The sequence below is a fragment of the Ammoniphilus sp. YIM 78166 genome, assembly GCF_004522215.1.
Lineage (GTDB): Bacteria > Bacillota > Bacilli > Aneurinibacillales > RAOX-1 > YIM-78166.
On record NZ_SDLR01000004.1, the window covers coordinates 333,918 to 345,859 of the forward strand.

Below are 11,942 nucleotides of genomic sequence, written 5' to 3' on the forward strand. Positions count from 1 at the left end.
TTTTTATAAGGAGTACGTGTTATGGAATTTGATACAATTGCAGCCATAGCGACCCCGATGGGAGAGGGAGGGATCGGAATCATTCGTGTCAGTGGGCCGGATTCCGTCGAGGTTGTGGATAAAATTTTTAAAGGGAAGCACAAGTTATCCACTGTGGATACCCATACATTGCATTATGGGTATTTAATTGATCCAGGTGAAGGAACGATCCAGGAAGAGGTCATGGTTTCCGTTATGAGGGCGCCTAGAACCTTTACAAAAGAGGATGTTGTAGAGATTAACTGTCATGGTGGAATCGTGTCTGTCAACAGGACCTTACAGCTTGCATTGGAGAACGGCGCTCGATTAGCAGAACCAGGAGAATTTACAAAACGGGCATTTCTAAACGGAAGAATTGATTTATCACAGGCGGAAGCGGTCATTGATCTGATTCGTGCCAAAACGGATCGAGCCATGAAGGTGGCGCTTCATCAAGTGGAAGGGAAGCTATCGAGACTGATCCATCAATTGAGGCAGGGGATCTTAGAGCTGTTAGCTCATATTGAAGTCAATATTGATTATCCAGAACATGATGTGGAGTCTGTAACAAGGAACTTATTGTTAGACAAGAGTAGAGGGATTAAAGAAGAAATTATGAGGCTTGTCCGCACTTCGGAACAAGGAAAAATCTTGCGGGAAGGACTTTCTACCGTTATCGTGGGGAGACCGAATGTGGGGAAGTCTTCGTTGCTTAATAGTCTTATTCACGAGAACCGCGCCATTGTAACCGATATTCCTGGGACCACGCGAGATGTAATTGAAGAATATGTTAATGTAAGAGGAGTACCCTTACGGTTAGTGGATACCGCAGGAATTCGCGAAACCGAGGATATTGTGGAGAAAATTGGAGTAGAAAAATCCCGACAAATGCTTCGTGAAGCAGATCTTATCTTACTTGTACTAAACTATAATGAACCGCTCTCGGATGAAGATCGGACCTTATTAGAAATTGTTAAAGAACTAAATACAATAGTGATTATAAATAAGGTCGATTTACCTCAAGTTCTGAACGTAGATGAGGTAAAAAAACTCATTCCGCACGTAACTTTTATTACTACGTCAGTAAAAGAGGAAGAGGGAATAGAAGATTTAGAACAAGCCATTGCTAATTTATTTTTCCAAGGTCAGGTGATGCAAGAAGATCAGACCTATGTAAGCAACGCACGACATATTGCGTTGCTGAAGGAATCGATAACAGCAATGGAGGAATTCGCTGAGAGTATTGACTCCGGTATGCCTGTTGATATATCAGCATTTGATTTAAAAAGAACTTGGGAGCTGTTAGGCGAGATTGTTGGGGATACAGCAAGTGACAGCCTATTAGACCAGATTTTTTCACAATTCTGTTTAGGGAAATAAGGAGGGGAGTCCTTTGGTAACACAATATGAAGCAGGATCATTTGATGTCATTGTTGTAGGAGCAGGTCACGCAGGGGCTGAGGCAGCATTGGCAGCCGCGCGTATGGGATGTCAAACATTGCTCTTAACGATTAATTTGGACGCAGTAGCCTATATGCCTTGTAATCCATCGATTGGAGGCCCGGCTAAAGGTCATGTCGTGCGTGAAATTGATGCACTGGGTGGCGAGATGGGGAGAAATATTGATAAAACCTATATCCAAATGCGGATGCTGAATACAGGCAAAGGTCCCGCGGTGCATGCGTTACGTGCACAGGCGGATAAATTTTTGTACCAGCATCGAATGAAAGAGACCATTGAAAATACACCCAATCTTTTGCTTCGCCAAGGACTTGTAGAAGAGCTCATTGTGAATAATGGCGTGTGCGAAGGTGTCATTACAAAAACAGGAGCCCGCTACAAGGCAAAGGCGGTAGTGTTGACAACAGGGACCTACCTTAGAGGAAAGATTATCATTGGGGAATTGCAATATGAGAGCGGTCCGAACAATATGGCGCCATCGGTAAATTTATCCCATAATTTAAAGGAACTCGGGTTTGAGTTGGTTCGTTTCAAGACAGGGACACCGCCACGAGTCAATCAGGAAACCGTTGATTTTAGCAAAATGGAAATCCAGCCAGGGGATGATGAGCCACAATTCTTTTCTTATGAAACCAAAGAAGGGATCCCGGATCAGATTCCGTGCTGGCTTACGTATACAAGTTCGGAAACTCATGAGATTATTAATGCGAATCTTCACCGAGCTCCGATGTTTTCAGGGGTCATTGAAGGAACTGGACCGCGTTATTGCCCTTCAATAGAAGATAAAGTGGTGCGATTTAACGATAAGCCTCGCCATCAAATTTTCTTGGAACCAGAGGGTAGAAATACATTAGAAATGTATGTGCAAGGTTTTTCAACCAGCTTGCCTGAAGATGTCCAGATCAAGATGTTAAGAAGCATACCGGGAATGGAAAGTGTAAAAATGATGCGTACCGGTTATGCCATCGAGTACGATGCGGTGGTGCCTTCCCAGCTATGGCCAACGCTTGAAACCAAGCGAGTGGAGAATCTCTACACAGCTGGGCAATTAAATGGAACGTCAGGGTACGAAGAAGCTGCAGGACAGGGGATCATGGCCGGAATCAATGCTGCGTTAAAGGTTCAAGGAAAGGAGCCTTTAATCTTGGATCGTTCAGAGGCCTATATTGGCGTTATGATTGATGATTTAGTGACGAAAGGAACCTTAGAGCCGTATCGATTACTAACATCTCGAGCAGAATATCGCTTATTGCTTCGCCATGATAATGCGGATCTTCGTTTAACGGAAAAGGGATATGGGATTGGCTTAATTCCTGAAGAAAGATATCAATCTTTCGTAGAGAAGAAGCGATTAATTGAGCAAGAAAAAGAGAGGCTCATGACAACGAAGGTAAAGCCGGATGAACGGGTTCAAGCGTTCTTGAAAAGAGTGGGCTCCGCTGCGATTGATAATGCCATCGAGTTAGGAGCGCTTCTACGCAGACCTGAAGTCAAGTATAAGGAATTGATGGAGTTAGCTCCTTTGGATGAACTGTTGCCAGAGGATGTAATGGAGCAGGTGGAAATTCAAATTAAGTATGAAGGCTATATACGAAAACAGCTTCAAGATGTAGAGCGGATGAAGAAGATGGAGAGTAAAAAAATACCGGCCCATATCGACTATCATCAACTCCAGGGTCTAGCTAAGGAAGCAAGAGATAAACTGGCAAAAATTCAACCCCTCAATATTGGGCAGGCTGCAAGAATTTCAGGCGTTACGCCTTCTGATATCTCTGTTTTGTTAATCTACATGGAGCATAAAAATAAGGTTACGAATTAGGAGCAGTGTCATGGAACCCAAGCTTTTTGAAGAAATGTTAGGAGAGAGGGGAGTCACTCTTTCTGAACAGCAACGAACTCAATATGAAGAATATTATTCTTTATTGGTGGAATGGAATGAGAAGATAAATTTAACGGCTATTACGGAAAAGAATGAAGTTTATGAAAAGCATTTTTACGATTCCATTTCCGCATCCTTTTTCTTTGACTTCACGAAAGTTGAAACATTGATAGATATAGGAGCAGGGGCAGGTTTCCCCTCGCTTCCTATAAAAATTATTTATCCTCATCTCAAGGTTACGATTCTTGATTCTCTAAATAAACGAATTAGTTTTCTGGAGCATCTTAGTAAGCAATTGAAGCTGGAGCATGTCTCCTGTATTCATGGACGAGCAGAAGAGTTCGGAGTAGATCCCAAATACCGAGATCGCTTTGATGTCGTGACTGCAAGAGCGGTAGCCCGATTAAATGTATTGGCTGAATACTGTATGCCTTTTGCCAAGGTTGGGGGGAACTTTGTCGTTCTAAAAGGGGCAGAGGCCTCCAATGAGTTAGATGAAGCTAAAAAAGCGATCAAAACCCTTGGTGGTAAAACAGAGAAGCTTGAAACTTTCTTTCTTCCTATCGAACAAGCAGAACGGTCTATTATTCTGATTAATAAGTTGGCGGCAACACCAAAAGGCTATCCTAGAAAAGCGGGTACCCCTTCAAAAAAGCCCATTATATAGTTGTACAGCTCTTATTAAAAGATCTAATCCATAGCGTATGGATTGGATCTTTTGTTTTTTGTTCCACGTGGAACATGATTAATACTTGTTACTGGGAGGAAATAGGACAAGGGTGGCGAATTAATAAAAGGATACGTATTATCCAAGAGTTGTCGCCAACCAAACTATCTTTTTTACAAAGATTCATATATGCCATAGGGTGGTGTACGAAATTGAGGGATCAATTTGCCCGTTTATTCGGTCTGTCAGAAAGAAACGAACAAGATGAAATCAAACATATTCCTGTAGGAGAAATTATCCCTAATCCGTATCAACCTCGGACGGTATTTGACGATGAGAGAATTGAAGAGCTATGTATAACCATTAAGGAACATGGTATCATTCAACCCATTGTTGTTCGAGTGAGAGAAGGAAGGTATGAGCTGATTGCAGGAGAAAGACGTTGGAGAGCAACAAAGAAGTTAGGCTTAGAAACGATTCCTGCGATTGTTAAAGATCTAAGTGACTCCCAAGCAGCGTCCATTGCTCTCATAGAAAATTTACAGCGTGAAGGACTTACCGCCATTGAGGAAGCTATAGCTTATCAGAAGCTTATTGATCTACATCAACTTACTCAAGAGAGCTTGGCTCAGAAACTAGGGAAAGGCCAGTCTACTATCGCTAATAAATTAAGACTGTTAAATCTCCCTGCTACGGTGCAAGAGTTTCTTCTTCAGCGTAAAGTAACCGAGAGACATGCAAGGGCCTTACTTGTTTTAAAAGAGGAAAGCTTGCAATTGAAAATGCTAGAAGAAATTATAGAAAAAGATTTAAATGTGAAACAAACAGAAAATCGCATTAAGCAAATCTTAGAAGTGAAAACTGAGCAAAAGCCGCCTAAAAGGGTTTCTTTTTCTAAAGATACGAGACTAGCCATTAATACGGTTAGGCAGTCTATTGATATGGTCATGAAGAATGGGCTCTCTATTCAATCGGAAGAAGAAGATTACGAAGAGTTTTACCAAATAACCATTAAGATACCTAAAAACAAGTAACTCGTTCGTCTATTCACTACATGTGAAATAAGATACAATAGAATGTGGCTCATGGTATCATGGGTGGTTGTGAATGCCTGGACAGTAAGAGGTGAATAGAATGGGGAAGGTCATTGCGGTGGCTAACCAAAAAGGAGGAGTCGGGAAGACCACAACCTCGGTTAACCTGAGTGCCTGTCTTGCTACATTAGGTAAGAAAGTTCTATTGGTTGATATTGATCCTCAGGGAAATGCAACAAGTGGAGTAGGGATCAATAAAGCAGATATACGTTATTGCATTTATGATGTGCTGATCAATGACATAGATCCATTGGATGCCATCATCCCAACAGAAGTAGAAAATCTATTTACACTACCAGCTTCGATTCAATTGGCTGGAGCGGAAATCGAGTTAGTTCCGACCATCTCACGTGAGGTGCGTTTAAAAAAATCCATTGATTCGATTAGAGACAAGTATGACTATATTGTCATTGATTGTCCTCCATCTCTCGGAATTTTAACGGTGAATTCTTTAACTGCTTCGGATTCTGTCTTAATTCCTATACAATGTGAGTTTTACGCATTAGAAGGAGTAAGTCAATTACTGAATACGATTAGGCTCGTCCAGAAGCATCTGAACACTTCTCTTCAGATTGAAGGAATCTTGTTAACGATGTTAGATGCCCGAACAAACTTAGGGATTCAAGTGATTGAAGAAGTGAAGAAGTATTTTCGGGAAAAGGTCTATCAGGCGATTATTCCGCGCAATGTCCGTTTAAGTGAGGCGCCCAGTCATGGTCAAGCCATTATATCTTATGACCCTCGGTCTCGTGGTGCAGAAGTCTATATGGATTTAGCTAGGGAGGTGCTGGGAGTTGGTTAAGAGATTAGGAAAAGGTTTAGATGCTTTAATACCTTCGCTTCATGTTGAGGAAAACGACCAAATTATCGAAGTGCACCTATCGGAGATCCGCCCAAACCCCTATCAACCAAGAAAAGACTTTGATGAGAAAGCCTTGGATGAACTAGCTGAATCGATAAAAGAACATGGAATCATTCAACCTATTATCGTTCGCAAGAGTATCAAGGGGTATGAATTAGTTGCTGGTGAACGAAGACTTCGAGCTTCGGAAAAAGCAGGATTACCGAAGATCCCTGTGGTTATCCGTGAATTTTCCAATGAACAAATCATGGAGATTGCCCTCATTGAGAACCTTCAACGTGAAAACTTAAATGCGATAGAGATGGCTATCGCTTACGATAAGTTAATGAAACATCTTTCTCTTACTCAAGAGGAGTTAGCTAAAAAGGTAGGGAAGAGTAGGCCGCATGTGGCCAATTTCTTACGACTCATGCAACTTCCTCAAGAAATCCAGAATTATGTTTCACGTGGAACATTATCGATGGGACATGCTAGGGCGTTACTTAGTGTGGACGATGATGAGACTAAACTAAAGATTGCTCAAGAAGTCATTAAAAAAGATTTGAGTGTTCGGCAAGTAGAAGAGATGATTAAAAATCTATCTCAACGTGTTCCACGTGAAACAAAAGAAAAACCAAAGAAGGAAGTTTTTATTAGTCAGTTTGAAGAAAGGCTGAGAGACACCTTCGCTACCTCTGTTCAAATCAAGAAAGGGAAGAATAGAGGGAAAATTGAGATTGAGTTTTACACAGATGAAGATCTGGAACGAATTATGGAAATTATCCAAAGAGGGTAAAGTAAGAATGGTGGTTATGTTGGATGGATATCCGCATAGCCTTTTCTTTTTGGTGAAAGGAGAATCAAAATGAAAATTACATATTTAGATAATGCAGCCTCTACTTGGCCGAAGCCTCCAGGTGTAAAAGAAGCGATGGTAGAATGTTTGGATGAGTATGCAGCGAATCCTGGTCGTGGGGGGCATCGGTTGGGTTTACGGGCTAGTAAAGCCATCTTTCATACTCGGGTCAAATTAGCGAAGCTGTTTCAGATCTCTAATCCGAATGATATCGCATTTACATCGAATGCAACTTCTGCTATTAATTTGGGGATTAGAGGCTTGGTGAAAAGTGGGGACCATGTGATCACCACGACAATGGAACATAATTCGGTAAGGAGACCGCTGGAGTATTTGAAAAAAACACAAGGGATAGAGATTAGTTATGTAAGACCTAGGGAGCAACTTCAGTTTAATCTAGAGGATTTTGAGCGAGAATTCAGGAGGACGACTAGATTGGTTGTGGTCAGTCATGCTTCCAATCTAGTGGGTTCCCTGGCGCCTATTGAACAAATAGGAGCCTTGTGTAAAAAACACCAGGTGGTGTTTATGGTGGATGCTTCGCAAACCGCTGGCGTATTTCCTATTGACGTGGAAAGGATGAATATTCAGCTGTTGGCTTTTCCTGGCCATAAAGGCTTGTATGGTCCTCAAGGTACAGGTGGGTTATACATCCATCCCCAACTTGATCTAGAACCTATGATGGTGGGGGGGACGGGGAGTCACTCTGAGGCAATAGAACAACCTCTTACTCGACCAGATCGATATGAAAGTGGGACGTTAAACACAGTGGGTATTGTAGGTTTAGGAGCTGGTGTTGATTTTGTTCTAAAAACAGGGATAGAGCAAATTCGAACTAAAGAGGCTCGTTTAACTTATGATTTAATCCGCCGTCTTGAGGAAGTGAAAGGTGTTACACTCTACGGTCCGAATAAGGAAGTAGAACGAGCTGCAGTGATTTCGTTTTCAATTGAAGGGCTGGATGCTTCTGAAGTAGCTTACATTTTAGATCAGGAATATGGAATTGCGGTCCGATCTGGTTATCATTGCACTCCGCTTGGGCATGAAACTGTAGGGACGATCAATCAAGGGTCTGTCCGAGTTGGTTTTGGATACTTTAATACCGAAGAAGATGTGGATGTGTTAGTGCATGCCATTGTGGATATATGTCAAAAAATAAGCTCTTAAGCACAGTGGTGCTAAGTGAGGTGAACGTTTATGGTGTTGTGGGGAACGATTATTAATGCAGTAGCGATCATTTGTGGGGCATTGTTAGGAAGTGTGTTTAACCGAATAAGTGAAGGAATCAGAACGACGGTAATGCAGGGGATAGGCATCGCGGTAGGGATATTAGGTTTAACGATGGCTTTGAAAACGGAGAATTTTCTAGTGCTCATCTTTAGTTTAGTTCTTGGTGGAGTGATTGGTGAATTGATCCGAATTGACTATTGGTTGAATCAACTGGGACAATGGTTGGAAAGTAAGGTGGGGAGAAAAGGCAACGGGAAAGGAAATATTGCAACGGGATTTGTTACAGCGACCCTGGTTTATTGTGTAGGAGCCATGGCTATTCTTGGTGCAATGGATAGTGGATTAAGACAAAATCACGACATTCTATATACGAAATCAATGCTAGACGGTTTCTCAGCCATTATTTTTACTTCCACACTCGGTATTGGTGTGATGTTTTCCGCAATCCCTGTTTTCTTATACCAAGGGGTCATTGCCTTAGCTTCAACCTTTATCACTTTACTCGTAAGTCAAGAAACGTTGAATGCCATGATTGCTGAAATTACAGCTGTTGGTGGGGTGTTAATCTTAGGGATCGGGATTAATATTTTAGAATTGAAAAAAATTAATGTAGCGAACTTGCTCCCTGCGATTATCATTGCTGCCTTAATGGTTCCAGTTGTTGCAAGACTATCCGTTTATCTGAATTAAACCAAAAGAAGCTCAATAGCCTAGAAGGCTGTTGAGCTTTTTGTTTCATTGTTAAATAGTTGATGAGCGGACTTAGAAAGGGAATAAGCAATGGTTTCTGCCATCTTCATCACAATGCTTAGACGTGTATTTTGAAGGACAAAGTACTCCATAAATCCACCGATATTGACAATACCTGTGATATGAAAATTCCCTACTTCAGGCAGTTCCTTTTTCACACCTGCTCCAGGTTTTAAGGGGCCATGTGCAATGGTAATGTTGCCGACGCTACTAAATTGACCTAAACAGGCATCGATAGCGATAACGAGAGCTTGAGGATGGTTTTTTTCAATTCTTTCAATGGTATCTTTTAAATTCACTGCATGAACCGGTTCATCAATGGTTCCGTATATCTGTAAGCCAGTAGGGTATAGATTTTCTAAACGGCTTCCAACGAGAGGACCTAAAGCATCCCCGGTAGAACGATCTGTCCCAATACATAAGGCAACGACCTCGTTAAAAGGACGATAGGAGATCATTCGCTGATAGAGGTGAGTACTTAATTCCGTTATGGCATGTTCACTGGTGTATTCTATTTTAAACGGAGATTGTGGGTACGCTTGAAAAAACGGTTTTCGCTTCATAGGTACCTCCTGGAAAAAATAAGTACTAATAGTATACGGAAAATAGAAAAATAATATACATTTGGACATTCTTAAAACCCTTACTACATAAAATTTTATAGGGGGTGTGTCCAAGTGGAAACGTGGAAAGCAATAAAGATAGGGTTAACGATCATTGGAACCACAATTGGAGCAGGGTTTGCGTCAGGAAGAGAAGTGTGGGAGTTCTTTGGTTCCTATGGATTGGGCAGCCAATACAGTTTGTTTCTAGCTAATGTTTTATTCCTGGTTACGGTCATGGTTGTTCTCAACATCAGTAGGATTCAACGTACCAAAAATTATTATGGAATTTTAGAATCACTAATGGGGAAGAAGCTGGCGAATGTCTTTGATGTGTTTACAATGTTGTACTTGCTTTCAATGTCTGTAGTAATGTTTGCAGGGAGTGGGGCCACTTTTGCCCAGTGGAATTATTCTTATATGCTGGGTGTTTTGTTTATAGCCATCATGGTGTTTATTGTCCTCTTGTTCGATGTGGAAGGATTGGTTTCGATCCAAACATTTATTATCCCTGTTTTAGTCGGGGTCTTATTATTTGTTTGCATTCGTTTTATCGTGAACTTCGAGGGGCCCGTTCAAGGAGCAGAGACCGAAGCGATGACTTGGCCCTCTGGAATCACTTATGCGGCTCTGAATATCGTTCCTCTTATTGCGGTATTGTCCACACTGGGGGGAGAGTTGAAATCAAGCAAAGAAATGTGGGTGGCGGGTCTTGTAAGTACGGTTGGACTGGCTTCCATCTCGATGGTCATGAATTATTCACTGATTAAAATGTCGGATGAAATTGCTACATATGAAATTCCACTCTTTTCATTATTGCAGGAATACCCGACTGGAATGATTGCTGTGGTATCCATCATTCTTTGGTTAGCCATTTATACGACAGCCTTAAGTGGTGTGCATGGCATTGTGTCAAGAGTATCTAGCTTGATCAGGTGTCCAGCATGGCTTCTTTCCTTGTTGTTGATTATTTTGATGATTCCCTTAAGCCAATTTGGGTTTTCTACGCTAGTGAGTGTGTTGTATCCGATCTACGGAGTGTTGAATTTATTTGTATTAGGCCTGTTAATTTTATATCCTATAAGTAGGAGCTTTGATATTCTGGAGAGGAAGTAGGAAGGGGTATGACAAGTATATTGATTGCTTTTGATTCAACACAACAAGCGATACGTACAGAAATGCTGCTGGAGTTTGCTGATATTGAAATTGATACAAGGCCGACTCCCAAAGAGATAACAGCAGGATGTGCCTTATCGATTGAATTCCCCGAACAGGACTTATCTACGGCAGCTACGATCATCAAACAAGAAAAAGTGGAAATTAGAGGGTTATTTCGTAAAGTGGAGAATGGTTATAGAGAAATAGATATGACAACGGAGGTTTAGCTTTTGGACAATCAGTTGATGGAACCCGTTCGGTGGTTTGAGACCGTCTATTTGGAAATTTATAATTACATAACGGATACGGTGATGTGGGTGACGATAGGAAAGGCCGCCGTGAAGATTCTTTTTATTTACATTGCCGCCCGTATACTAGTCAGTGTCTTAACGGGAAGTGTGAATCGTATCTTTAAACAGCGCGGCAAGTTTCAAGTAGATGAGAGGCGCATGGAGACGATGCGCAGTTTGGTCATTAATGTATTTACCTATGTTATCTACTTCGTCGCCATTCTATCTATTTTAACTCAGTTAGGGTTTAACCTTGCCCCGGTTCTGGCTAGTGCAGGGGTGGTAGGCTTGGCTGTTGGATTCGGCGCACAAAACTTGGTGCGGGACGTCATCACGGGATTCTTTATCATTTTTGAGGATCAGTTTGCGGTAGGCGATTATATCGCCACAGGTAACTTCACAGGAACCGTTCAGGAAATCGGCTTGCGCATTACCAAAATAAAAAGTGTAACGGGTGAGGTTCATATCATCCCCAACGGGAGCATTACACAAGTCACCAACTTCTCCACGCAGAACAGTGTAGCGGTACTTGATATTAGTGTCGCCTACGAGGAAAATATAGAAAGAGTAATCGAGGTGCTAAAAGAAGAAATGAAAAACGCACCAGAAGAAATTGAAGAACTGCTCTCCGTTCCTCAAGTCCTAGGAGTACAAAATTTCGGGGCATCCGAAGTCGTTATTAGGATGAATGCAGATTGTAAACCGATGGGGCACTTTGCAGCGAATCGAAAGCTGAGAGCGATGATTAAACGAATCTTTGATGAAAGAGGAATCGAGATTCCTTATCCGAGATTAGTCACGATTCCTAATCCGAAAGAAAAAGGACAAGAGGCATAAGGAGGAGAGTAGATGGAGAGGAAACAGTTTGCACTAGGGGATATTGTAGAAATGAAAAAGCCCCATCCATGTGGAGTCAACGCTTGGAAAGTCATTCGGATGGGAGCGGATATCCGCATTAAATGCACGGGGTGTGAGCATAGTGTTCTTATTCCGCGTCTCGAGTTTGAGAAAAAGATGAAGAAGGTCCTGGGTGTAGCCAATTAGCTTTCCGAATGGGTCTTAGATAAGATATAATAGGAAGCGTGTCTAAGCGTGG

Annotated in this window: 13 protein-coding genes; 12 read left to right on the plus strand and 1 reads right to left on the minus strand. The window is 41.8% G+C overall.

Annotated features, from left to right (window positions below; translation table 11 throughout):
- Positions 1-21 precede the first annotated feature (21 nt).
- The 8 genes from mnmE (at position 22) to EIZ58_RS18340 (ending at position 8,736) form a co-directional block, all read left to right on the plus strand.
- A complete protein-coding gene (gene mnmE, locus EIZ58_RS18305) occupies positions 22-1,398 on the plus strand; it encodes a tRNA uridine-5-carboxymethylaminomethyl(34) synthesis GTPase MnmE (protein WP_134702315.1) in 1,377 nt (458 codons plus the stop codon).
- Between the two features lie 13 nt (positions 1,399-1,411).
- Positions 1,412-3,298: a tRNA uridine-5-carboxymethylaminomethyl(34) synthesis enzyme MnmG gene (gene mnmG, locus EIZ58_RS18310; protein WP_134702316.1), complete on the plus strand. Its 1,887-nt coding sequence runs from the start codon at positions 1,412-1,414 to the stop codon at positions 3,296-3,298.
- Between the two features lie 10 nt (positions 3,299-3,308).
- Positions 3,309-4,025 carry a 16S rRNA (guanine(527)-N(7))-methyltransferase RsmG gene (gene rsmG / locus EIZ58_RS18315; RefSeq protein WP_134702317.1) on the plus strand — a complete coding sequence of 239 codons (717 nt, stop codon included), beginning with the start codon at positions 3,309-3,311 and terminating at the stop codon, positions 4,023-4,025.
- Positions 4,026-4,237: 212 nt separating this feature from the next.
- Positions 4,238-5,059 carry a nucleoid occlusion protein gene (gene noc, locus EIZ58_RS18320; protein WP_240689176.1) on the plus strand — a complete coding sequence of 274 codons (822 nt, stop codon included), beginning with the start codon at positions 4,238-4,240 and terminating at the stop codon, positions 5,057-5,059.
- A gap of 100 nt (positions 5,060-5,159) precedes the next feature.
- Positions 5,160-5,921, plus strand: coding sequence for a ParA family protein (locus tag EIZ58_RS18325; protein ID WP_134702319.1), 762 nt, complete (start codon positions 5,160-5,162; stop codon positions 5,919-5,921).
- Positions 5,914-6,756, plus strand: coding sequence for a ParB/RepB/Spo0J family partition protein (locus EIZ58_RS18330; protein ID WP_134702320.1), 843 nt, complete (start codon positions 5,914-5,916; stop codon positions 6,754-6,756). The genes EIZ58_RS18325 and EIZ58_RS18330 overlap by 8 nt, the downstream gene beginning before the upstream one ends.
- A gap of 69 nt (positions 6,757-6,825) precedes the next feature.
- Positions 6,826-7,983, plus strand: coding sequence for an aminotransferase class V-fold PLP-dependent enzyme (locus EIZ58_RS18335; RefSeq protein ID WP_134702321.1), 1,158 nt, complete (start codon positions 6,826-6,828; stop codon positions 7,981-7,983).
- A gap of 30 nt (positions 7,984-8,013) precedes the next feature.
- Positions 8,014-8,736 (plus strand): DUF554 domain-containing protein, encoded by a 723-nt coding sequence (locus EIZ58_RS18340; RefSeq protein ID WP_134702322.1) that lies wholly within the window; start codon positions 8,014-8,016, stop codon positions 8,734-8,736.
- A 20-nt stretch (positions 8,737-8,756) separates the two neighbouring features.
- Here EIZ58_RS18340 and yyaC read toward each other — a convergent pair whose 3' ends face one another.
- On the minus strand, positions 8,757-9,359 hold the full coding sequence (gene yyaC / locus EIZ58_RS18345; RefSeq protein WP_134702323.1) for a spore protease YyaC: 603 nt from the start codon (positions 9,357-9,359) through the stop codon (positions 8,757-8,759).
- 114 nt (positions 9,360-9,473) lie between these two features.
- Between yyaC and EIZ58_RS18350 the strand changes: the two genes are divergently transcribed.
- From EIZ58_RS18350 to EIZ58_RS18365, 4 genes are read left to right on the plus strand one after another with little or no spacing between them, the layout of a single operon-like run.
- Positions 9,474-10,514: a YkvI family membrane protein gene (locus EIZ58_RS18350; RefSeq protein WP_134702324.1), complete on the plus strand. Its 1,041-nt coding sequence runs from the start codon at positions 9,474-9,476 to the stop codon at positions 10,512-10,514.
- 8 nt (positions 10,515-10,522) lie between these two features.
- Complete coding sequence (locus EIZ58_RS18355; RefSeq protein WP_134702325.1) at positions 10,523-10,783, plus strand: putative Se/S carrier protein; 261 nt, start codon at positions 10,523-10,525, stop codon at positions 10,781-10,783.
- Between the two features lie 18 nt (positions 10,784-10,801).
- Complete coding sequence (locus EIZ58_RS18360) at positions 10,802-11,683, plus strand: mechanosensitive ion channel family protein (RefSeq protein WP_134702869.1); 882 nt, start codon at positions 10,802-10,804, stop codon at positions 11,681-11,683.
- 12 nt (positions 11,684-11,695) lie between these two features.
- A complete protein-coding gene (locus tag EIZ58_RS18365; protein ID WP_134702326.1) occupies positions 11,696-11,890 on the plus strand; it encodes a DUF951 domain-containing protein in 195 nt (64 codons plus the stop codon).
- The last annotated feature ends 52 nt before the right edge of the window (positions 11,891-11,942 follow it).